This is a genomic window from Terracoccus sp. 273MFTsu3.1 (assembly GCF_000383675.1).
Classification (GTDB): Bacteria; Actinomycetota; Actinomycetes; order Actinomycetales; family Dermatophilaceae; genus Terrabacter.
Map to the genome: position 1 here is coordinate 127,001 of NZ_KB911827.1, position 21,598 is coordinate 148,598.

Sequence of the window (21,598 nt, forward strand, 5' to 3'; positions counted from 1 at the left end):
CCTCGGTGCAGGGTCGGTCGTCGGTCAGGGTCTGCGGTCGCGGTCGGAGGTGCCGACGCCGCTCCAGCCGGGCCGGCTGGAGCGGTTGCCGGAGGTCCGGCCGTCGCGCGACCGGTAGACGATGTAGGGCCGGAAGAGGTAGTGCAGCGGTGCCGTGAAGGCGTGGACGAGCCGCGTGAAGGGCCACAGCGCGAAGAGCAGCATCCCGACGATCGCGTGGACGTGGAACTGCACCGGGGCCGCCGCCATCGCCGTCACGTCCGGGCTGAGGAGCAGCACCGACCGGAACCACGGCGACACGGTCTCGCGGTAGTTGTGCGCCTCGCTGCCCGCCCCGACGCTGACGAGCGTCGTCCAGAGGCCGAGGACGATGGCGCCGACGAGCAGGACGTACATCAGCTTGTCGTTCTTCGTCGTCGCCATGAAGACCGGCCCGGTCGTGCGGCGCCGGTAGACGAGGATGAGGATGCCGGCGAGTGTGCAGACTCCCGCGAGGCCCCCGAAGAGGAGTGCGTTGAAGTGGTAGAGGCCCTCGCTGACGCCGACGGCCTCGGTCCACTGCTCGGGGATGACGAGCCCACCGACGTGGCCGACGAAGACGAGCAGGATGCCGAAGTGGAAGAGCGGCGAGCCGATGCGCAGCAGGCGAGACTCGTAGAGCTGGGACGAGCGGGTCGTCCAGCCGAACTTGTCGTAGCGATAGCGCCAGACCGTCCCGCCGACGAGGCTCGCGATGCAGAGGTAGGGCAGGACGCCCCAGAGGAAGGTGCTCACGAGCCCACTCCCGTCGGCGCGCCGGACGAGACCGGTTGGAGCGGAAGGAGTCTCGGGTCGTAGGGCTCGAGCCCGACCGTCTCCGTCGGGTGCGGTCCGCTCAGCCCGACCATCTCCATGACCGCGGCGCGGTCGGGCGGGGACTCTCCGGGAAGGGTCGCGCACACGGCGACGACGGCGGCGACATACGCGCTCTCTTTCTCCTGCAACGCGATCCGCAGCAGCTCGAGGCTCGCGCGATACTCCTGGAGGAGTGCGGCGCCGGCCTCCGGGTCGATGCGTGCCGCGAACTCGAGCACCATCGGGAGGTAGTCGGGCAGCTCCCCGTGCGTGTCGACCACCGCGCCACTGCTGCGGTATGCCGTCTTGAACCGTCCCAGCACCTCGCCGCGTCGGCGGGTGTCGCCGTCGGTCCAGTACGACAGGTACAGCGCGTGCTTGCGACTGAGGTCGAAAGTGTCGACGTACGCGCGTTGGAGATCGGACAGAGCGGCTTCGCCGAGGTGGGCGACGAGACTCGCCAAGGCCGTGGCGGCGACCGAGTCGCGCTGCTCTGCAAGGGCATCGCGCATCGAGGGGAGGTCGGCGACGAGATCGGCGGACGGGTAGTCGAGGCAGCGTCCGGCCACGAGGTGCACGACGCGGTCGTCGCGTGGTGCAGCCCGCCGGCGCAGCCCGATCACGGTGAATCCCCGTCCGAGCGGCCCGGGAAGAGCCCCGGGGGAGCGCCGTTGCCGTCCCAGTTGAGCAGGTTGACCCGCCCGGTCAGGGAGCCGGACTCGGTCGTCGCCATCGCCGTGTCGGACGTCTGCCGCTGCTTGAGCGCGTTGAACGTCTCGACGGCCACCGGTGCGGGCCGGCCGCTCGCCTCGCCGAACGGGCCGGACTCGTACATGCCCGGACCCTCGTCGAAGTCGAGCGAGCAGCCGATCTCCTCGAGCTCGTGGGCGCGCTCGACGTGGGCGGTCGGGATGACGTAGCGGTCGGCGTACTTCGCGATCGCCATGAGGCGGTACATCTCGTAGAGCGACTCCTCGCTCATGCCGACCGCCTCGGGGATGGCGGGGTCTCCGTCGCGGCCGAGCGACACGTCGCGCATGTAGGCGCGCATCGCGGCGAGCTTCTGGAGCACGCCCGTGATGATGTCCGTGCGCCCGGCGGTGAAGAGCTCGGCGAGGTAGTCGACGGGGATGCGCAGCGCCTCGATCGCTCCGAACAGGACGGTGCGGTCCTCGGCGTCGTGGCCCTGCGACGACAGCACGTCGACGATCGGCGAGAGCGGCGGGACGTACCAGACCATCGGCATCGTGCGGTACTCCGGGTGCAGGGGCAACGCCACCCGGTAGGTCTTGGCGAGCGCGTACACGGGTGAGCGCCGCGCCGCGTCCATCCAGTCGTCGGGTATGCCGTCGCGCCGGGCCGCGGCGACGACCTCGGGGTCGCTCGGGTCGAGCAGGAGGTCGAGCTGCGCCTCGTAGAGGTCACCCTCGTCAGGGGTCGCGGCGGCTGCCGTGACCCGGTCGGCGTCGTAGAGGAAGAGCCCGAGGTAGCGCAGCCGCCCGACGCACGTCTCGGAGCAGACGGTCGGCAGCCCCACCTCGACGCGGGGGTAGCAGAAGGTGCACTTCTCGGCCTTGCCGCTCTTGTGGTTGAAGTAGATCTTCTTGTACGGGCACCCGGTGATGCACTGTCGCCATCCGCGGCACCGGTCCTGGTCGACGAGGACGATGCCGTCCTCCTCGCGCTTGTAGATCGCGCCGGAGGGGCACGAGGCCATGCACGACGGGTTGAGGCAGTGCTCGCAGATGCGCGGGAGGTAGAACATGAAGGTCTTCTCGAGCTCGAAGCGGACCTTCTCCTCCGACTCGCGCCGCACCGAGGCGTTGAGCTTGGCGACGATCGGGTCGAGGTGCCCCATCTCGCTCGCGCCGCCGAGGTTGTCGTCCCAGTTGGCCGACCACGTGATCTTCGTGTTCTCGCCGGTGATGAGCGACTTGGGCCGGGCGACCGGGAAGTCGTCACCGAGGGGTGCCTCGATGAGGGTCTGGTAGTCGTACGTCCAGGGCTCGTAGTAGTCGGCGAGCTTGGGCTGCACGGGGCTCGCGAAGATGCCGAGCAGCTTCTGCACCCGGCCGCCCGCCTTGAGCTTGAGGCTGCCGCGGTGGGTGAGCGTCCAGCCGCCCTTCCACGTCTCCTGGTCCTCGTAGCGGCGCGGATACCCCTGACCCGGACGCGTCTCCACGTTGTTGAACCAGACGTACTCGGTGCCCGCGCGGTTGGTCCACGCCTGCTTGCACGTGACCGAGCACGTGTGGCACCCGATGCACTTGTCGAGGTTCATCACCATGCCCATCTGGGCCATGACACGCATCAGTACGTCACCTCCTGCGAGCGCTTGCGCACCGTCGAGACCATGTCGCGTTGGTTGCCCGTCGGTCCGAGGTAGTTGAACGTGTAGGACAGCTGGGCGTAGCCGCCGATGAGGTGGGTCGGCTTGACGAGGAGCCGCGTCACCGAGTTGTGGATGCCGCCGCGGCGACCGGTCGCCTCCGACTTCGGCACGTCGATGGTGCGCTCCTGCGCGTGGTGGACGTAGACCACGCCCTCCGGCATGCGGGGACTGACGATCGCCCGACCGACGAGCACGCCGTTGGTGTTGAGGCACTCGACCCAGTCGTTGTCGGCGACGTCGATGGAGCCGGCGTCCTGCGGGCTCATCCACACGGTCGGGCCGCCGCGTGAGAGCGAGAGCATGAGGAGGTTGTCCTGGTACTCCGAGTGGATCGACCACTTCGAGTGCGGCGTGAGGTAGCGGACGGTCACCTGCTTCGACCCGTCGGGCCCGAGCTTCGGCTCTCCGAAGAGGCGGTGCATGTCGAGGGGTGGCCGGTAGATGGGCAGCGCCTCGCCGAGGTCCTGCATCCAGTCGTGGTCGAGGTAGAAGTGCATCCGACCGGTGAGGGTGTGGAAGGGCTTGAGGCGCTCGATGTTGACGGTGAAGGGTGCGTAGCGCCGTCCGCCGGTCTCGGAGCCCGACCACTCGGGCGACGTGATGACGGCCACCGGTGCGCTCTGCGTGTCGGCGAAGGTGACGTGCTTCTCCTCAGAGCCCTCGGCGAGGTCGACGAGCTTTCTGCCGACCCGCTGCTCGAGGGTGCGGAAGCCCTGCACGGCGAGGTGGCCGTTGGTCGTGCCGGAGAAGGTGAGGATCGCCTCGGCCATCTTCGCGTCGGTGTCGATCGCCGGACGGCCGTCACCCGCGCCCCCGAGCATGACGCCGTTCTTCGCGGCGAGGCGGGCCACCTCCTCCTCGACCCGGTAGGTGACGTTCTTGACCGTGAAGCCCAGGCTGTCGGCGAGCGGGCCCACGGTGGCGAGCTTCTCGCTGATCGCGGTGTAGTCGCGCTCGACGAGCTGGAAGACCGGCATCGTCCGGCCCGGCACACCGGGCTGCCCGGTGCCTCGCCAGTCCACCGCGCGCCCTCCGGGCTGGGCCGTCTCTCCGGGGGTGTCGTGCATGAGCGGCACGCTGACGAGGTCCTTGCGGACTCCGAGGTGGGTGCGCGCGAGGTCCGAGAGCTTCTCCGCGAGGAGGTGGAAGAGCTCGAAGTCGCTCTTGGCCTCCCACGGCGGGTCGATGGCGGGCGTGAAGGCGTGCACGAAGGGGTGCATGTCGGTCGAGCTGAGGTCGTGCTTCTCGTACCACGTCGCCGCGGGCAGGACGATGTCGGAGAGCAGCGTCGTCGACGTCATGCGGAAGTCGGCCGAGAGCAGCAGGTCGAGCTTGCCCTCGGGCGCCTCGTCGTGCCATCTGACCTCGGACGGCCTTGGTGCCAGAGGGTTCTCGCTGCCGAGGACGTTGTGGTGCGTGCCGAGCAGGTTGCGGAGGAAGTACTCGTTGCCCTTGGCCGAGGACCCCATGAGGTTGCTCCGCCACAGCACGAGGGTGCGGGGCCAGTTCTGCGGGGCGTCGACGTCCTCGATCGCCGAGGTCAGGGTGCCGTCGTGCAGGGCGCCGGCCACGTATGCCGCCGGGCTGGCGGCGGTGCCCGCGTCGACGGCGGCCTGGGCGTCCTCCGCCACCTGCAGCGGGTTGGTCCCGAACTGCGGGTAGAACGGCATCCACCCCATCCGGGCGGACTGCGCGATGGTGTCGGCCGTGTGCTTGCCGGCCAGATGTCCCCTCGCCAGAGGCGAGTTCAGCGAGTCGGCGGAGTAGCCGTCGTTGCGCCACTGGTCGGTGTGCATGTACCAGTACGACGTGCCCGTCATGGTGCGTGGCGGTCGGCCCCAGTCGAGGGCGTTGGCCAGGGAGATCCAGCCCGTGATGGGCCGGCACTTCTCCTGGCCGACGTAGTGCGCCCACCCGCCGCCGTTGCGGCCCATGCAGCCGGTGAGGATCAGCAGCGAGAGGATCGCGCGGTAGGTCGCGTCGCCGTGGAACCACTGGCAGATGCCCGCGCCCATGATGATCATCGAGCGCCCCTGCGACTGTTCGGAGTTCGTCGCGAACTCGCGGGCGATGCGGATGCACTGCTCCGCCGGCACACCGGTGATCTCGGCCTGCCAGGCAGGCGTGTAGGGCGACTCGACGTCGTCGTAGCCGCTCGGCCACTGGCCCGGCAGGCCGTCACGTCCGACGCCGTACTGCGCGAGCATCAGGTCGAAGACCGTCGTCACGAGGTGCTCGCCGACCCGACGGGCCGGCACGCCGCGCCGCAGCACCGACCCGGTGCCGTCGGGCTCGACGAAGGCCGGCAGCAGGACCTCCACCGCCTGGGCGGCGCCTCCCGCCATGGTCAGGGCCGGGGTCACGCCGTCGAGGTCGAGGTTCCATCGACCCATGCCGGAGTCGGCGTAGCGGAAGCCCATCGAGCCGTTCGGCACGACCGGCTGACCGGTCACCTCGTCGAGCAGCACCGTCTTCCAGGCATCCTCGTCGGGAACGGCGGCCCCCTCAGCCGCGAGGTCGGCCGCGGTGAGGAACTTGCCGGGAACGAGGGGAGCGCCGGCCCCCTCACCCGAGGCGGCGGCATACGGCTCCTCGGGTGTCTCGAGGCGGACGAGGAAGGGAAGGTCGCTGTAGGTGCGCACGTAGTCGGTGAAGAAGGGGACCTCACGGTCGACGAAGAACTCCTTGAGGAGCACGTGGCCCAGGGCCATCGCGAGCGCCGCGTCCGTGCCGGCCTGGGCCGGCATCCACTCGTCGGCGAACTTCGTGTTGTCGGCGTAGTCGGGGCTGACCGTGACGATCTTCGTGCCGCGGTAGCGCACTTCGGCCATCCAGTGCGCGTCGGGCGTGCGGGTCACGGGGACGTTGGAGCCCCACATCATGAGGTAGGTCGCGTCCCACCAGTCGCCCGACTCCGGCACGTCCGTCTGGTCGCCGAAGACCTGCGGGCTGGCGACGGGCAGGTCGGCGTACCAGTCGTAGAAGCTCGTCATGACGCCGCCGATGAGCTGGATGAAGCGGGTGCCGACGCAGTGCGACACCATCGACATCGCCGGGATGGGCGAGAAGCCCGCGACGCGGTCCGGGCCGTACTCCTTGATCGTGTGGACGTGGGCGGCAGCCGCGATCTCGACGGCCTCGCCCCACGACGCGCGCACGAGGCCGCCCTTGCCGCGGGCGCCCTGGTAGCGGCGTCGCTTGTCGGGATCGGTCGTGACCTCGTGCCAGGCCGCCACCGGGTCGCCGAGGCGGGCCTTGGCCTCGCGGTACATCTCGAGCAGGACGCCGCGCACGTAGGGGTAGCGCACGCGGGTGGGGGAGTAGGTGTACCAGGAGAAGGCCGCGCCGCGCGGGCAGCCGCGGGGCTCGTACTCCGGTCGGTCGGGGCCCACGGACGGGTAGTCGGTCTGCTGGGTCTCCCAGGTGATGATCCCGTCCTTGACGTAGACCTTCCACGAGCAGGAGCCGGTGCAGTTGACCCCGTGCGTCGAGCGGACGACCTTGTCGTGGCTCCATCGGTCGCGGTAGAAGACGTCACCCGCTCGCCCGCCCTGGCGGAAGACGGCACGGCCGTCGTCGGACTCCTCCCAGCGCGTGAAGAACCGGCCGGCCCGGAGCAGCGCGGCCGAGGCCGGACCGTCGACCCCACCGCTGTCCGTGTCGGTGCTGCGGAACGCCGCGCTCACGGGTGCCACCCCGGTCGGGCGACGGGGTGGGGCAGGAGAGGCATGGGTCCTCCAAATCGACGATGGGGGTGCATCGAAACGATCGGCTGCGCGCGTTCGACGGCCCCCGTGGCGTGGCCCCGGTGTCCCCGAACTGAGCGCAACGCTACTGCTCCCAGCGGGTTCCGGCGCGGCAAACGCCCATCGGACCGACGGCATTCTCGACCTGCAGCCCGCTGAGGCAGGGGCTGGCCTATCCTCCAAATCAACGAAAAGGAGGATCGGCATGCCACGTGTCATCCGCGGCGACGTCCGGACGTCGCCCATGCGTCGGGCCGTCCTCGACCTCCTCGCGGACGTCGGCGACCCGGTCGCGACCAGCGACGCCTCCGTCGGGTCGCGCGGCCGCGAGGGACGAGGACTCGGCGCCTCCGAGGTCGGTGCCGCCCTCGGCCTCCACGTCACCACGGCCCGTTTCCACCTCGAGCGGCTCGTGGCCGCCGGGCTGGTCACGAGCGTGCAGCGGCGCGGAGCCGTGGGTCGTCCACGCAAGATCTACGTCGATGCCCGGAGCGCGCGGCCTGGCCTCGCGAGCCAGGAGTCGCTCCATGCCTTCACCGAGCTGCTGACGAGCGCCTGGTCCGAGGCGGCGAACGGCTCGCCCGGCGACCCCGAGGGCGCCGGGGTGCGCTGGGTGCAGGGACGGCGCGAGGAGCCCGCCCCGCCGAGGGCCTCGACCCCGGGTGGCTGGCTCGGGAAGGTCGGCATGGCCGTCGACCTGCTCGACGAGTGGGGCTACCAGCCGGAGCTGGCCACGTCCGAGGGTGGTCGGACCGTCGAGCTGACCCTCCACGACTGTCCCTTCCTCGCGATGGCTAAGGCACATCCGGAGGTCGTGTGCGCCATCCACCGGGGGCTGCTCCGCGGCACGATGACCGCCGTCGGCGAGGACGGCGCCCAGGTCGAGCTGCGGCCCTTCGTCACGGATCGCACGTGCTCGGCACGCCTCACGACGTCAGCCACCTTCGGTCGCGAGCGACCGGCTCCGGACTGACGCCGAGGCGGCCGAATCCGACCGGCCGGCCGCGGTGAGAGGACCGGCCGGCCGCCGGGTATGGGAGCGGGGTGAGCACGTCGTCAGCGCCCGGAGCCTCGCGCGGCCGGTCGGAGGCCACCATCGACCGCAACGTCGACCGGAACGTCGACCGGTCCCCGGCGACCTCAGCAGGCCCGGGTCGGTCCGACGGCATCGACCTCGCGGTGGCCGTCGACCTCGTGGTGCTCCACCGAGGTCTGACCGCGGGCGAGGCCCACGAGCTGCTGTGCAGGCACGCCGAGGCGACCGGCCGCGACCTCGACGACGTGGCGAGCGACGTCATCGACCTCGGGACCTCGCGCCTGCCGCGCTGAGGGGCAGCCGCGGAGCTCGCACCGTCGGCGGCGAGTGGCTCGCGGTCGGGGGCTAGGGCTCGGGAGGAGTCTCGCCGTTGGCCACGGTCTCGACCCAGTCGACGGCCGCGTCCGAGAGCTCCAGCCCGTCAGGCCCCTGGTGAGCGACCCACCAGGCGTCGGGGTCGACGGGACCGATGACTCGCGTGATGTCCGCGACGACGTCGAGCGGCAGCGGTTCGCCGTTGTGGGCGACGATCCAGTCCCGGGTCTCCGGTCGCACCGCGGACCACCACGTCTCGAGTGACATGAGCCCACTGTCCCAGCCTCGCGCGCAGTCGTCGAGGGCGTCAGCCGGCCGGCCCCGGAACCCGTGGCACCGGGGCGAGCATCCGGCGTACGACGAGCCGGCTCACCAGGAGCGTGAGGATGAGCAGCGTCACGGACACGAACCCGCCGAGGCTGACACTGTCGCCGAAGACGAGGTCGGTGAGCTCGAGCACGACGAACTTGCTCCCGACGAGGACGCCCCACAGGAGGAGCCCCGCGCCGACCTTGCCCACGGCGCCGCGCGCGGCGGTGAACCGGCCCCTCGCCCGCTTCTTCACCGCGAGGACGACCTCCAGGACGCCCTTGAGCAGGACCGCCGTGAGCAGCGACAGCGTGAAGGTCTCGCTGATGACCGCCGGGACGTACTGGATGAAGAGATTGAGCACGACGACGTAGACGAAGACGTCGACGACGTCCGCGGCGCGCCCGGTGCTCGCTCGGGGCGTCGGATCGACCTGAGAGGACACGGAACTCACTGTAGGGGGGTCACGCCGCGGCGCCCGTGACATCGCGCCACCTCGGCTCGTTGGGGCAGGACGATCCGGATCCGCCCGTGCGGCGAACCACGGAGGCACCACCACGTGCGACCCGCCACCACCCCACGGCACCCCGGTCGCGCGTGCACGTTCCGAGAAGGGACCCAGTCAATGACGACGCCCGACCACCCGCACGCCCAGAGCTCCGTCCGAGCCCATGGCTCACCACCCGACGGCGTCAGCCGACGGCGCTTCATCGGCTTCGTCGTCGCCGGGGCCACCCTCACCGTCGCGGCGGAGGTCGGCGGCGCCGCACCTGCCTCGGCTGCGGTGCCGAGCGTGCCGCAGGTGCCGGAGCTCTACGACCTCGGCGACCTCCAGACCCACTCGGCGCTCCCGACGTCACAGCTGATCACCATCACCGTCGACGACCACGGCGTGGCCCACTTCGCCATCCCGCGGATGGAGGTCGGGCAGGGCATCACGACGGCCGCGGCCATGATCATCGCCGACGAGCTCTCGATGCCCGTCGAGGACGTACGCGTGACGCTGGCTCCCGCGCGGCCCGAGCTCGTCTTCAACCAGCTCACCGGCGGGTCGAACACGATGCAGTCGATGTTCACCCCGATCCGGGTGGCCGCCGCGGTGGCCCGAGGCGCCCTCCTGCGGGCCGCCGCGACCGCGCTCGGCGCCACCGTGGATTCGCTCGTCGCGCAGGGCGGTGTCGTCACCGCCCCGGACGGCGGCAGGCGCACCTACGCCGAGCTGTCGGTCGCCGCCGCGAGCTCCTCGACGACCGCCGTCGACGTCGAGCTCACGCCGACGAGCTCGTTCGACGTGATCGGCACGCCCCACAACCGGGTCGACGCGCTCGACGCCGTGACGGGCCGCAAGCGCTTCACCATGGACCTCGACGTGCCGGACGCCCTGCCGACCATGGTGTGCCGTCCGCCGACGCTCAACGGCTCGCCGCGCAGCGTCGACAACCTCGCGGCGGTCCGGGCACTGCCCGGTGTCACCGACGTCGTCGTCGTCGAGACGGGTGTCGCCGTGCGGGCCGATACGTTCGGCCAGTGCATCGACGCCGTTCGCGCCCTCCGCGTCACGTGGGCCGGCGGCCCGGTCGAGGGCGAGTCGGACGACTCGGTCCTGCGCCGGCTCAAGGCCGCCGAGCTGCCCATGAGCGTGCCCACGGTGCCGTTGCTGGCGCAGACCGTCGACCTGCGCTTCGAGTTCATGTTCCGCAGCAGCGCCGCCCTCGAGCCCAACTGCGCCATCGCCGACGTGCGCGACGACCGAGCGACCGTCTGGGCCGGCCTCAAGGCTCCCATCGTCGCCCAGCGCAACATCGCCAAGGCCCTGGGTCTGCCGATCGCCCGTGTCGCCGTCAACGTCGTGACCGGCGGAGGGTCCTTCGGGCACAAGCTCTTCGGTGACGCGGCGATCGAGGCCGCGAAGATCTCCCGGGCCATGGGCAAGCCCGTCAAGCTGATGTGGCACCGGGCCGACGAGCCCCGGCAGGGGCGCACGCACCCGATGGCGACGTCGCGCATCCGCGCCACGCTGCTGGCGGGGGAGGTGCTCACCTTCGAGCAGCGGCACACGAGCATCAAGACCGACTTCTCGCACGGTCTGGGCGAGCGTCTGACCGCCATGGCGTCAGAGCTCCCCGCCGGCCTGGGCAACCTCGGTCTGGCCGAGTCGATCTTCACGCTGACCCAGGAGCTGCCCTACGACTTCGGGGTCGTCACCCAGCTGCTCAACGAGGTCGACATGGGCTTCAACACCGGCAGCATGCGCAACATCTACTCGCCCGACGTCGCCTGCGCCAACGAGCTGTTCATCGACCAGCTCGCCAGGAAGCTGCGCAAGGACCCGCTCTCCTTCCGGCTGGCGTTCCTGCGCAACGAGCGCGTCAAGGCCTGTCTGCGCAAGGTCGCCGAGGTCGGACGGTGGGGACGGGCGATGCCTGCCGGCACGGCCCAGGGGATCGCCATCCACTCGGAGTACAAAGGTGCCACGGCGGTCCTCGTCGAGATCGACTGCCGCCCCGAGACGGTGAACCGGCAGGTCCGCGACGCCGTGACCGGTCCACGCGTCACCAAGGCCGTCATCGCCATCGACGCCGGGCTCGTCGTCAACCCGCGCGGACTCGAGGCCCAGATGATGGGCGGCGTCTCCGACGGCATCGCCCTCGCCCTGACGAGCAGCAACCACCTGCAGGACGGCCACTTCCTCGAGGCGAGCTGGGACAACTACTTCTACACGCGCCAGTGGAACGTGCCCCCGACCTTCGAGTGCATCGTCATGCCCTCGGACGCCGAGCTCCCCGGCGGCGCAGGTGAGGCGGGCGTCGCCGCCTCGGTCGCAGCCACGGCGTGTGCGTACGCCCGCGCGACCGGCACCGTCCCGACGCGGTTCCCGGTCAACCACGGGACCGTGTCGTTCACCCCGAAGACCTTCGTCCCGCCGGTGCCGCCCTCGCCCACCGACGGCCTCGCCCACACCTACTGAGGAGCACCCCCATGGCACAGCACACCTTCCGGGTGAACGGCGAGTCCGTCACCGTCGACGTGGCCGACGACGTCCGGCTCCTCTGGGTCCTGCGCGACGTCCTCGGCATCACCGGCCCCAAGTACGGGTGCGGGATCAACGTCTGCAAGGCCTGCACCTCGCACATCAACGGCAAGGCCTTCAACCCCTGCTCCGTGCAGGTCAAGGACGTCGGCCCCGACGACGAGATCACGACGATCGAGGGCCTACCCGACACGGTCGGAGCGGATCTGCACCCCATGCAGGAGGCATGGTTGCAGCGGGACGTCGCCCAGTGCGGCTACTGCCAGCCGGGGCAGATCATGGCCGCGGTGGCGCTCGTGCGCTCGGTGCGGGCCGAGGGCCGCGCCATCACCGACGACGACCTCGACGGCATACGCAACGTCTGTCGGTGTGGCACGTACACCCGCATCCGCGAGGCCATCCGGGACGGCGCCGAGCGCATGTAGCTCCGGCGCCGGGCCGTCGCCCAGCGGTCGACGGCCCACGGGCGGCCGCGCCTCCTTCGGGCCGCGGACGTCGGCTGACCATCCCTTGCACGTTTCTTGAGACTTTCTTGCAGAAATACGGGCAATAGGGACGTATCCGCCCTTCCCGGCTGGTACACCTACTCCTGGGACACCGGCCACAGGGTAGAGCCGGCTGCCGCGACCAGGGAGAACCACGATGAGTGCAGTGACGGCGGCCGACGACGAGACGTTCGCGACCGTGATGACCGGCAGCGAGCGGGCAGCGATGCTCGAGCGTCTCGCGCAGGCCTGCACGACGAGCGTGGTGGCCCCGGTCGGCGCGGCGCGGAACCGAGCAGGGCACTCCGCACGTTCACTGGTCATGTGGCGTTGCCCCTGACGGGATCTCCCGTCACCGTCGAGCCACACCCCGAGCACCCCGCCGTCCGCGGCGCCCCGCCCCAGATCTGAGGCACGGCCACCCGAACGCGGTCGGCGGGGGCTCGCACATCTCGGCGCGCGTCACCCAGCCGTTCCCGTCAGAGCTGGCGGCTGCTCAGCACCGACGAGCGGTCGATCTTGAGGATCCCGCCGTCGTCGACGAGGGAGTATGCCGTCCGCTCCTCGAACCGACGCCCGTCGTCGAAGGCGTAGCGCAAGGTCGCGACGACCGACCCCGGCGCCGACCCCGTCGCCTGGCGGACGTCGACGGAGGAGACGGAACCCCAGAAGCGCTCGTAGGTCGCGCGGCTGCCGGACGTCGTCGACCGGTAGCGGTCGGTCAGGCGCGCCCACCCCGCGTCCGTGTCACCGGGGAGCAGCGCGTAGTAGTCCCGCACGGCACGGGCCAGCTCGGCGTCCGTAGGGCTCCCCGACACCGTCGTGGACGGAGCCGTCGAGGGAGCGGTGGACGGCGGGTTGGACCGGGTCGCCGGGCGCGAGCTGGTCGGAGCGCTCGTCGGGGGTGAGGGTGTCTCGGCCCGCGATGTCGTCGGGGACGTCGGCGGCCGCGTCACGCTCGAGGTCCTCGGACTGCTCGATGCGGCGGGCGGCGCCGCCTGGCCGCCAGGGCCGGTGGAGTCGCGTTGCAGGCCCCAGATGGCCAGGCCGGCTCCGGCGAGCACGACGAGAGCCACGACGAGCAGCACGGCGGGGCGGCGGCGCCCCGGGGCCGCGCCGTGCCGGACCACGTCGGCGCCGCTGCCGTCATCGTCGTCGTCATCGTCGTCGCGGTCGCCGCCGCCCCCAGGCTTCGTCGGGTCGGACGGTCGAGGTGTGACGGCTCGGGCCGGCGTGTCGGTGCTGCCGGATGCCGCGGCCGCCGGCAGTGGGCTGGTGTCCGAGGTGTCGCCGCTGCGCTCGTCGCCGAGGGGGTCATCGCCGACGACCGCCGCTGCGCCGCCGGCGGCCGCTCCTCCCGCGGTCCCTGCCGTCCCACCGAGGGGGAGGACCCGCGTCCGGTCCGGCCGCAGGCCGGTGCCCGCACCGGGAGGGGGCACGGGGCCCCGGGGTGGACGTCCGGCCGCGATCTCAGCGAGGTCGGCCGAGACGTCCTCCATCGAGGGCCGGTCGTCGGGTGACGCGGCGAGCATCGCGAGCAGGACGGGGGCGAGCGGGCCGTCAGCGGGCGGGGTGATCGAGCCGGAGGCCACCCGGTGCAGCAGGGCCATCGGGTTGTCTCCGGTGCCGAACGGCGGCGAGCCCTCGGCGGCGGCATACAGGGTCGCCCCGAGGGAGAAGACGTCCGAGGCCGGGCTCGAGGGCGCCCCACGCGCGACCTCCGGAGCGAGGTAGGCCGGGGTTCCGGTCACCATGCCGGTCGAGGTGAGGGACACGTCGCCGACGGCGTGCGAGATCCCGAAGTCGGTGATGCGGGCCGTGCCGTCCTCGGCGACGAGCACGTTGCCCGGCTTGACGTCGCGGTGCACGATGTCGGCGCGGTGCGCGGCAGCGAGGGCAGCGGCGAGCTCGGCGCCGAGCTTGGCCACCTCGCGCACCGGCAGGGGCCCGCGCTCGGCCAGCACGGCGTGCAGGCTGCGCGACGGGAGGTACTGCATGACGAGGCACGGCTGGCCGTCGTGGTCGACGACGTCGAAGACGGGCACCGCGTTGGGGTGGTGCAGACGGGCTGTGTTGCGGGCCTCCCGCATGGCGCGTGCGTGGGCGACCCGGGCATCGGCCTCGTCGAGGCCGACGGGGGAGTGCAGCTGCTTGACGGCCACGGCGCGGCTCAGTCGCTCGTCCCAGGCCAGCCACACGTGGCCCATGCCGCCGGAGCCGATCTGGTTCATGAGCCGGTAGCGCCCGGCGATGAGGTCAGGCTGTACGTCCACCATGCGCGGCCCCTCCCTCCGGTTCGTGTCGGCCCGTGCCGACGTGCGATCGGTCGTGCCCGCCCTGACGGGGCGACCACCAGCCCTTTCGGGCGACGCGTAGGGCTTCGTACCCACGGCAGCGCCCCATGCTGCCATTGCCCGACGACGACCCGGGACCGGCCCCGTCCCGTGTGGCCGTCGCGCCCGCTGGGTACGGGCAGTGAATGGCACCAGCAAGCGACCCCTCACGCAGCAGCCGTGGCCAGGCGCGATCCGACACCCCCGACAGTCCGTCCGACCTGCCCCGCTCCTCGCTCGTCGCCGCCGTCAAGCGTGCCCGGGTCGAGTTCAAGCGGGACAACCTCACCGACCTCGCCGCGTCGTTGACCTACTACGGCCTTCTCTCGATCGCCCCGGCTCTCGCCGTGCTCGTCGCGGCGCTCGGACTGATGGGCCGCGATGCCACGGCGCAGGTCGTCAGCCAGGTCCAGGCGATCGCGCCCGGGTCGAGCGCCGACTTCGTGCGCACGCTCATCGCCCAGGCGCAGGCGAACAGGACGAGCGCCGGCTTCGGAGCGGTCCTCGGCCTGCTCGTGGCGCTCTGGTCGGCCTCGGGCTACGTCTCGGCGTTCATGCGGGCCTCCAACGTCATCTACGACATCCCGGAGGGTCGCCCGATCTGGAAGACCGTCCCGATCCGCGTCGGCGTGACCCTGTTCGCCGTCGTCGTCATGGTCGCCAGCGCGGTGATCGTCGTCGTCAGCGGGCCGGTGGCCGAGCAGGTCGGCAACCTCATCGGTGCGGGTGACACGGCCCTTCTCGTGTGGGGGGTGCTCAAGTGGCCCGTGCTGCTGGTCCTCGTGTCGGTGCTCTTCGCCGTGCTCTTCTGGGCCAGTCCCAACGCGAAGCAGGGAGGCGTCAAGTGGGTCAGCCCCGGAGGCGTCATCGCCGTCGTGATCTGGCTCTTCGTCTCGGGGCTCTTCGCGGTCTACGTCGCCCTCTTCTCGTCGTACAACAAGACCTACGGGTCCCTCGCCGGTGTCGTCATCTTCCTCGTCTGGCTGTGGCTGACGAACATCGCGATCCTGCTCGGCGCCGAGGTCAACGCCGAGCTGGACCGGAGCCGCGCGATCGCCGAGGGAGTCCCGGAGGACCTCGAGCCGTTCGCCGTGCCGCGGGACACCCGCGCCATGGACGACATCGACAAGCGGGCCGTCGAAGAGGCGTCGGAGCGCAGGTCCTCGTGAGCGCCTCCGCCTGGAGGCTGCGGGCGGGCGCGAGGGGGCCGGTGGTGTCCGGTCCTCCGGACGCGCCTGCAGGTGACCGCACATGAGCCAGTGGCGGGACGACGCCAACCAGCGGCTCCGAGCCCTGCGCCGGGCGCTGCACCAGCCCGGGCCGGAGCGCGACGCCCTGCTGCTCCTCGTCAAGGCGGCGGTCGCGACCGTGCTGGCGTGGCAGTTCGCGGTGCGGGTGCTCGACAGCCCGGTCCCGTTCTACGCGCCGATGGCCGCCCTGCTCGTCGTCGACAGCACGATGGTGCGTTCCCTGTCGGCCAGCGCCCAGCGGATCGCCGCCGTCGTGCTCGGGCTCAGTGTCGCCTGGGTCGTCGCCACGGTCTTCGGTGTCACGTGGTGGACGATGTTCGGGGTCATCCTCGTCGCGCTCGTCATCGGCCGGTGGTCGCGTCTGGGGGAGCACGGCATCCAGGTGCCGGCCATGGTGCTCCTGTCGCTCATCACCGTCGGTGGCACCGACGAGCAGTTCACCTACCTGACGATCGTCGAGACGGTGGCCGGTGGCGTCATCGGGGTGGCGACCAACGCGATCGTGCTGGCACCGCTGCACCTGACCAAGCCGCGTCAGCGGGTGTCGGCGCTCGCGCGGCAGGTGCGTGAGCTCCTCGACGAGATGGCCTCCGGGCTGCGCGGTGACTGGGACGTCCAGTCGGCGCGTCGGTGGTACCGACGTGGGACGGAGATCGGCGACAAGGCGCCGTACGTCGTCGACGACATCCGCACCGGACGCGAGAGCATGCGCTTCAACCTGCGTGACAACATCCGTCCCGCAGACGTCGACTGGGACGGCTACGAGCGCACCGTCACGACGCTCCGTCGGACCGTCTGGGAGGTCACCGGCATCGGCCGCACCCTCGTCGACGCGGCGGACGAGCGACGTCGACGGCCGGGGCCCTCCGGCACGTTCCTCACGGAGTACGCCGACGCCCTCGACGGCATGGCGCAGGCCGTCTCTCAGCTGGGCCGACACGACGACGACGCGACCCGGAGGTTCGATGAGGGCACTGGGCGGGCTCGTGAGGTCCTCACCTCGCTGAGCGAGCAGGTGCGCACCACGCCCCTCGAGGACCCCGACCAGTGGCCCGTCTACGGATCGCTGATCAGCGACTCGCTGCGGGCCGTTGCCGAGCTCGAGTCCGCGCGCGAGGCAGCGGTCGTCCCGGGTGACACCGGACCGCTGCGGCCCCCGCCTCCCACGGCGGGGCTGTGGTCCCGACTTCGACGCCACGGTCAGCCCCGTCACTGACGTCGGCGGGCTACCGACGCGTAACCCCCGGGGGTGTCACGTCGTTCCCACAGCACGCAGCCACGAGGTGCGCGTCCAGCGCAGCCGCTCCCCGGTTCCGGTGCAGTGGGCCGGGGGACCCACCCCGTCGGGTCGCCTGCCGAGGAGAGAGGAGCGAAGCGTGCCAGCACCCATCCCGCCCGAGACCGACGTCCCGCCCGACGGCGCCGTGACCCGGGCACCCGCTCCACGCATACCGCCTCGTTCCCCAGTCGCGCTCCGCAGTGTGAGGGGCGCCGGATGAGCCACGACGAGTGCGCCGCGCACCCCACTCCCGTCTGGCAGTGCTGGACGTGGCCCGCAGCCCAGGAGCGACGTCTCGCTCCCGCGCGCGGGGTCGGCCGACGTCGCCAACGTCTGCTCCGCGTCGCCGTGTGCCGGCCCGTGTCGGGTGGACGGGAGCACGGCAGTCTCCCTCCCGCTTGACTTCGAGTGCGCTCGAAGCGCCAGCATGGTCCGGTGACCGTCATCGCACCGCCCCAGGGCCTGACCATCGCCGAGGCCTCCGAGCGCACCGGCCTGACCACGCACACGCTGCGCTACTACGAGCGCGACGGGCTGATGCTGCGCAGCGTCGGCCGCACGAGCTCGGGTCATCGCGTCTACACCGAGCGGGACCTCACGTGGGTCCGGATGCTGACGCGCCTGCGCGCCACGGGGATGCCGATCCGTGAGGTCAAGGCGTATGCCGCGCTGTGCCGTTCAGGGGACGGCAACGAGACCGAGCGGCTTGCGCTGCTCCAGAACCACCGGGCGCGGGTGCTGTCCCAGCTCGCCGAGGTCACCGAGCACCTCGGCGCCATCGACAACAAGATCGGCATCTACCAGTCCGCGCTCGAGCGCGCCGACGCCTGACGCGCCACGGCGCCGCCTGCCGCGGGCGGCCGGCTTGACTTCGAGCACGCTCGAAGGGCTTGACTCGATCGCATGACCCAGAACCCCGCGACCACCGCCCCCGCCGGAACGCCGGCACCGCTCGGCACGCGCACCCTCGGCACGGCGTCGCCACTGACCGTCTCGACGATCGGCCTCGGCTGCATGGGGATGTCCGAGTTCTACGGCACGGGTGACGAGGCCGCCGCCGTCGCGACGATCCACCGCGCCCTCGACCTCGGCGTCACCTTCCTCGACACGGCCGACATGTACGGGCCGTTCACCAACGAGAAGCTCGTCGGTCGGGCCCTCGGCGGTCGCCGTGAGGGCGTCGTCCTCGCCACGAAGTTCGGCAACGAGCGCGCCGAGGACGGCACCCGGCTCGGCATCAACGGCCGCCCCGACTACGTCCGTCGCGCGGCGGACGCCTCCCTCCAGCGGCTCGGCGTCGACCACATCGACCTCTACTACCAGCACCGCGTCGACCCGACGGTGCCGATCGAGGAGACCGTCGGCGCGATGGCCGAGCTCGTCGATGCCGGCAAGGTCGGCCACCTCGGTCTCTCGGAGGCCTCGACCTCGACCATCCGACGGGCCCACGCCGTCCACCCGATCACCGCGCTCCAGACCGAGTACTCGCTCTTCACCCGCGACGTCGAGGACGAGATCCTCCCGACACTGCGCGAGCTCGGGATCGGGCTCGTGCCGTACTCGCCCCTCGGACGTGGCATCCTCACCGGAGCCATCACCTCGCCCGACGACCTCGAGGACGGGGACTCCCGCCGCACCGCCTACTTCCCGCGCTTCCAGGGCCAGGCCCTCGAGTCGAACCTCGCCCTCGTGGCGCGGCTGCGCGAGATCGCCGAGTCGAAGGGAGCGACCGCCGGACAGCTCGCCCTCGCGTGGGTGCTCGCCCGGGGCGACGACGTCGCGCCGATCCCCGGCACGAAGCGGGTGCGCTACCTCGAGGAGAACGTCGGAGCCGCATCCGTGCAGCTCACCGCCGAGGACCTGGCCGCGATCGACGCAGCCGTGCCGAGGGCGGCGGTGCAGGGTGCCCGCTACGGGGACATGTCGAGCATCGACGCCTGAGCCTCCTTGCGGCGGCGGTAGATCTGGCGCGTCGGAGCTGCGGCGTCGGGACTACCGTCGCAGGACGTCACGCAGGTTGACGACGAGCACGACGACGGCCACCGACACGAGCACCCAGTACGTCACGGGTTGCCAGTTGCCCGCGAACTCGGCCACGAGCGCGATCACGCCGACCACCGCGACGACGCGGACGGCATACGCCAGGAAGTAGCCGCGGGTGAAGGCCTCGACGCCGAGGACGAGCACGAGCAGCACCGCGGCACCGAGCGGCCGGTCGGTCACCTCGGGCTTGAAGAAGCCGGCGACGAGGTAGAGGACGAGGGGGGTGCTCACGACGGCCCAGATCGCGAGCAGGCGGTCCCGCGAGCGGTCGCTCGCGGTGATCGGCGTCCGGCGGTGGGACAGGTGGGCGTGGGGCGTTGCCGTGGGGAGCCCGTCGCGCAGGGCACGCTCCATCCGGGACCGCTCGTCGCGCAGCCGCACGGCATCCATCCGCAGCGATGTCAGGTCCCGTTCGTCGGCCGTCAGCGCCCGCACGTCGGGGCTGTCGGGGCCGAGACCGGCGGCGCGCGTCGTCAGGGAGTGAACCCGGGCGTCGGACTGTTCGGTGAGGTCGGCGAGCTGCTGGTCGATCTCGTCGATGCGGTCGGCGACGAGGGCCGCCTCGGACTCGGGGCTCGGGGCGACCTTGGCGAGGGCGGCCCAGCCGACGGGGTCACCCCACGAGAGCCGGACGGTGGCGTTGCGCTCGTAGCGCGGGCCGGCGGGACCGCGCTCGCCCCCGAGACGGTCCTTCGTGTCGTGACCCCAGAGCCCGCGGTAGTCACGCACCCACGGGGTCCGGTCGTCGATCACGACAGGGCTCCACGCCAGCTCGGCCGACGGCCCGATGGCCGGGCCGTCCCCCCGGGCGTAGTCGATGTACGGGATGCCGAGCCCGGCGCCCTGGGCGGCCCGCGCCCACGGAGCGAAGAGCTTGGCGAGGCGACGCACGGCCGGGATGACACCTCCCCAGGACGGGGGTGCGACGGTGATGAGGTAGTCGCCGGGAAGGTAGGCGCCGGAATGGGATCCGGCTCCGGCGTAGACGACGGGATGGCGCCCGTCGACCGTTGCGAGGTCGGGGTCGTCCCAGCGGCGCCGCAGGTCGTCGCCCGTCTCGTCGTGGGCGCTGAAGACGACCCAGCGGGGTGGAGGCAGGCCGTCGTCGCCGCGCGAGCCGGTGCCGTCGAGGAAGACCGTCACCTGCTCCCAGTCCGCCTCGTGCTCGTTGACCCCGGAGAAGCCGGAGCGCCAGTTGTTGAACGCGTAGAAGAACCAGTACTGGCACACGACCCAGCCGTCGCTGCGCACGACGCGGCCGTAGTAGGTCGGGCGGTCGGGGGAGAGGTGCTGCTGCTGGGCGGCGTACGCGGTCGCGGCGCTGCCGCCGGGGACCGAGCCCCGGAGCAGGAGCGAGAGCCGGCTCAGGGTGTCGATGCTCCGCCCGAGCAGGCCGACCTGCGCGAGCCGGCTGCCGGGGCGGAAGCTCGGCCGGGCACCCGGGAGCACACGCCGCAGGCGTCCGGCGAACGACCGCGGCTCGGTGAGGCCCGAGAGCGACAGGCCCGGCCCGTCGTGGTCCGCGCCGTGGGCGGCGAGCGAGTCGAGGTCGAGGGTGCCCGTCGGCGCGATGACCGTGGCCGACCCTGCCTCGTCGCGGATGAGGCTCGCGTGTGCCACGTAGGCGTCGACGGCGACCGGCAGGAAGTACTCGCCGCGGGTGAGGCGCACGACGGGCTCGTACGCCCGGAGCAGGCGGAGGTCGGCGTCGTGGGTCCCGGTGTCCACCCGTCGTCACCCCGATCCGGCCGAGCCAGCACGCGCCGGTCCACGGCGACCGGTCCTGGGGCGAGTCTGGCACCCGGCAGCGACGCCTGCAGGACGTTGCGGCCGCGTGTGCGCTGTGTCTCGCGGTTCGGTCGAGGGGGCCCGTGATTAGGTGGTGGCATGCGCGTGACTCACCTCGGACATGCCTGCCTCCTCGTCGAGGCCGCCGACCGCCGCATCCTCATCGACCCGGGCAGCTTCTCGACGGGTTTCGAGGACCTGACCGGCCTCGACGCGGTCCTCGTGACCCACAACCACGCCGACCACTTCGATCCGGAGCGGGTCGGTGCCCTCATCCGCGCCAACCCGGGTGCGACGGTGCACACCGACCCCCTGACGGCCGGGAAGCTGCGCGACGAGGGCCTGGCGGCGGTGCCGTCCCGGCAGGGCGAGGACTTCGCCATAGGCGACGTCACCGTCACCCCGGTCGGCGAGCTGCACGCCTTCAACCACGAGGCGATGCCGCGCATCCCCAACGTGGGTGTCGTCCTGCGGGCCGACGGCGAGCCCTCCCTCTTCCACCCGGGCGACGCCTACGACGGCGAACCCGGCCCGGTCGACGTCCTGGCCCACCCGCTCAACGCCCCGTGGGCCGCGAGCCGGGACTCCATCGCCTTCGTCGGGCGCATCGCACCGAAGATCTTCATCCCCATCCACGACGCGCTGCTCAGCGACGTCGGGCACCGGATGTACTCCGGCCACATCGAACAGTTCTCCGGTGTCGACGGCCTCACGTACACCCCGCTGCGCGACGCCGAGTCGGCGACCTTCTGACGCT

General features: G+C 71.6%; 18 protein-coding genes. 10 read left to right on the forward strand and 8 right to left on the reverse strand.

What is annotated here, in order from left to right:
- Positions 1 to 24: 24 nt before the first annotated feature.
- The 4 genes from narI to H283_RS0120370 are packed head-to-tail and all read right to left on the reverse strand — an operon-like array spanning position 25 to position 6,921.
- The gene (narI, locus tag H283_RS0120355) at positions 25 to 774 is read right to left on the reverse strand and encodes a respiratory nitrate reductase subunit gamma (RefSeq protein ID WP_020145375.1); all 750 of its coding nucleotides are present in this window, start codon (positions 772 to 774) and stop codon (positions 25 to 27) included.
- Entirely contained in the window at positions 771 to 1,457 is a 687-nt protein-coding gene (gene narJ / locus H283_RS0120360; RefSeq protein ID WP_020145376.1) for a nitrate reductase molybdenum cofactor assembly chaperone, read from the reverse strand. The genes narI and narJ overlap by 4 nt, the downstream gene beginning before the upstream one ends.
- On the reverse strand, positions 1,454 to 3,145 hold the full coding sequence (gene narH, locus H283_RS0120365; protein ID WP_020145377.1) for a nitrate reductase subunit beta: 1,692 nt from the start codon (positions 3,143 to 3,145) through the stop codon (positions 1,454 to 1,456). Before narH ends, narJ begins: the two co-directional genes overlap by 4 nt.
- Positions 3,145 to 6,921: a nitrate reductase subunit alpha gene (locus tag H283_RS0120370; protein ID WP_020145378.1), complete on the reverse strand. Its 3,777-nt coding sequence runs from the start codon at positions 6,919 to 6,921 to the stop codon at positions 3,145 to 3,147. Before H283_RS0120370 ends, narH begins: the two co-directional genes overlap by 1 nt.
- 256 nt (positions 6,922 to 7,177) lie before the next feature.
- Here H283_RS0120370 and H283_RS0120375 point away from each other — a divergent pair, with 256 nt between their 5' ends.
- On the forward strand, positions 7,178 to 7,945 hold the full coding sequence (locus tag H283_RS0120375) for a metalloregulator ArsR/SmtB family transcription factor (protein ID WP_020145379.1): 768 nt from the start codon (positions 7,178 to 7,180) through the stop codon (positions 7,943 to 7,945).
- Between the two features lie 71 nt (positions 7,946 to 8,016).
- On the forward strand, positions 8,017 to 8,301 hold the full coding sequence (locus H283_RS0120380) for an ANTAR domain-containing protein (protein WP_020145380.1): 285 nt from the start codon (positions 8,017 to 8,019) through the stop codon (positions 8,299 to 8,301).
- Between the two features lie 52 nt (positions 8,302 to 8,353).
- Here H283_RS0120380 and H283_RS0120385 read toward each other — a convergent pair whose 3' ends face one another.
- A complete protein-coding gene (locus H283_RS0120385) occupies positions 8,354 to 8,590 on the reverse strand; it encodes a hypothetical protein (protein ID WP_020145381.1) in 237 nt (78 codons plus the stop codon).
- Positions 8,591 to 8,630: 40 nt separating this feature from the next.
- The gene (locus H283_RS0120390) at positions 8,631 to 9,077 is read right to left on the reverse strand and encodes a hypothetical protein (protein ID WP_020145382.1); all 447 of its coding nucleotides are present in this window, start codon (positions 9,075 to 9,077) and stop codon (positions 8,631 to 8,633) included.
- A 180-nt stretch (positions 9,078 to 9,257) separates the two neighbouring features.
- Here H283_RS0120390 and H283_RS0120395 point away from each other — a divergent pair, with 180 nt between their 5' ends.
- The 3 genes from H283_RS0120395 (at position 9,258) to H283_RS27915 (ending at position 12,488) form a co-directional block, all read left to right on the forward strand.
- Positions 9,258 to 11,600: a molybdopterin cofactor-binding domain-containing protein gene (locus H283_RS0120395; protein WP_020145383.1), complete on the forward strand. Its 2,343-nt coding sequence runs from the start codon at positions 9,258 to 9,260 to the stop codon at positions 11,598 to 11,600.
- 11 nt (positions 11,601 to 11,611) lie between these two features.
- Positions 11,612 to 12,088, forward strand: a complete 477-nt coding sequence (locus H283_RS0120400; protein WP_020145384.1) for a (2Fe-2S)-binding protein — start codon at positions 11,612 to 11,614, stop codon at positions 12,086 to 12,088.
- A 217-nt stretch (positions 12,089 to 12,305) separates the two neighbouring features.
- On the forward strand, positions 12,306 to 12,488 hold the full coding sequence (locus H283_RS27915) for a hypothetical protein (protein ID WP_156023350.1): 183 nt from the start codon (positions 12,306 to 12,308) through the stop codon (positions 12,486 to 12,488).
- A gap of 139 nt (positions 12,489 to 12,627) precedes the next feature.
- Here the strand turns inward: H283_RS27915 and H283_RS28250 are convergent, their stop codons facing one another.
- Positions 12,628 to 14,424 (reverse strand): serine/threonine-protein kinase, encoded by a 1,797-nt coding sequence (locus H283_RS28250; RefSeq protein ID WP_020145386.1) that lies wholly within the window; start codon positions 14,422 to 14,424, stop codon positions 12,628 to 12,630.
- Positions 14,425 to 14,627: 203 nt separating this feature from the next.
- On the opposite strand from H283_RS28250, the gene H283_RS0120415 reads away from it, so the two are divergent.
- The 4 genes from H283_RS0120415 to H283_RS0120430 all read left to right on the forward strand — a co-directional run bounded on the left by H283_RS0120415 (position 14,628) and on the right by H283_RS0120430 (position 18,951).
- The gene (locus H283_RS0120415) at positions 14,628 to 15,650 is read left to right on the forward strand and encodes a YihY/virulence factor BrkB family protein (RefSeq protein ID WP_020145387.1); all 1,023 of its coding nucleotides are present in this window, start codon (positions 14,628 to 14,630) and stop codon (positions 15,648 to 15,650) included.
- Between the two features lie 82 nt (positions 15,651 to 15,732).
- Entirely contained in the window at positions 15,733 to 16,947 is a 1,215-nt protein-coding gene (locus tag H283_RS0120420; protein ID WP_020145388.1) for an aromatic acid exporter family protein, read from the forward strand.
- Positions 16,948 to 17,445: 498 nt separating this feature from the next.
- Positions 17,446 to 17,841 (forward strand): MerR family transcriptional regulator, encoded by a 396-nt coding sequence (locus tag H283_RS0120425; protein WP_028785784.1) that lies wholly within the window; start codon positions 17,446 to 17,448, stop codon positions 17,839 to 17,841.
- Between the two features lie 72 nt (positions 17,842 to 17,913).
- A complete protein-coding gene (locus H283_RS0120430) occupies positions 17,914 to 18,951 on the forward strand; it encodes an aldo/keto reductase (protein ID WP_020145390.1) in 1,038 nt (345 codons plus the stop codon).
- A gap of 51 nt (positions 18,952 to 19,002) precedes the next feature.
- Here the strand turns inward: H283_RS0120430 and H283_RS0120435 are convergent, their stop codons facing one another.
- Positions 19,003 to 20,781 carry a hypothetical protein gene (locus tag H283_RS0120435; RefSeq protein ID WP_020145391.1) on the reverse strand — a complete coding sequence of 593 codons (1,779 nt, stop codon included), beginning with the start codon at positions 20,779 to 20,781 and terminating at the stop codon, positions 19,003 to 19,005.
- Between the two features lie 159 nt (positions 20,782 to 20,940).
- Here H283_RS0120435 and H283_RS0120440 point away from each other — a divergent pair, with 159 nt between their 5' ends.
- Positions 20,941 to 21,594 carry an MBL fold metallo-hydrolase gene (locus H283_RS0120440; RefSeq protein ID WP_020145392.1) on the forward strand — a complete coding sequence of 218 codons (654 nt, stop codon included), beginning with the start codon at positions 20,941 to 20,943 and terminating at the stop codon, positions 21,592 to 21,594.
- Positions 21,595 to 21,598: the final 4 nt, after the last annotated feature.

Excerpts from the sequence above, each read along its gene's own strand:
- narH (WP_020145377.1), bottom strand. The coding sequence starts at position 3,145 with ATGCGTGTCATGGCCCAGATGGGCATGGTGATGAACCTCGACAAGTGC.
- H283_RS0120375 (WP_020145379.1), top strand. The coding sequence starts at position 7,178 with ATGCCACGTGTCATCCGCGGCGACGTCCGGACGTCGCCCATGCGTCGG.
- H283_RS0120385 (WP_020145381.1), bottom strand. The coding sequence starts at position 8,590 with ATGTCACTCGAGACGTGGTGGTCCGCGGTGCGACCGGAGACCCGGGAC.
- H283_RS0120395 (WP_020145383.1), top strand. The coding sequence starts at position 9,258 with ATGACGACGCCCGACCACCCGCACGCCCAGAGCTCCGTCCGAGCCCAT.
- H283_RS0120400 (WP_020145384.1), top strand. The coding sequence starts at position 11,612 with ATGGCACAGCACACCTTCCGGGTGAACGGCGAGTCCGTCACCGTCGAC.
- H283_RS27915 (WP_156023350.1), top strand. The coding sequence starts at position 12,306 with ATGAGTGCAGTGACGGCGGCCGACGACGAGACGTTCGCGACCGTGATG.
- H283_RS28250 (WP_020145386.1), bottom strand. The coding sequence starts at position 14,424 with ATGGTGGACGTACAGCCTGACCTCATCGCCGGGCGCTACCGGCTCATG.
- H283_RS0120415 (WP_020145387.1), top strand. The coding sequence starts at position 14,628 with ATGGCACCAGCAAGCGACCCCTCACGCAGCAGCCGTGGCCAGGCGCGA.
- H283_RS0120420 (WP_020145388.1), top strand. The coding sequence starts at position 15,733 with ATGAGCCAGTGGCGGGACGACGCCAACCAGCGGCTCCGAGCCCTGCGC.
- H283_RS0120430 (WP_020145390.1), top strand. The coding sequence starts at position 17,914 with ATGACCCAGAACCCCGCGACCACCGCCCCCGCCGGAACGCCGGCACCG.
- H283_RS0120440 (WP_020145392.1), top strand. The coding sequence starts at position 20,941 with ATGCGCGTGACTCACCTCGGACATGCCTGCCTCCTCGTCGAGGCCGCC.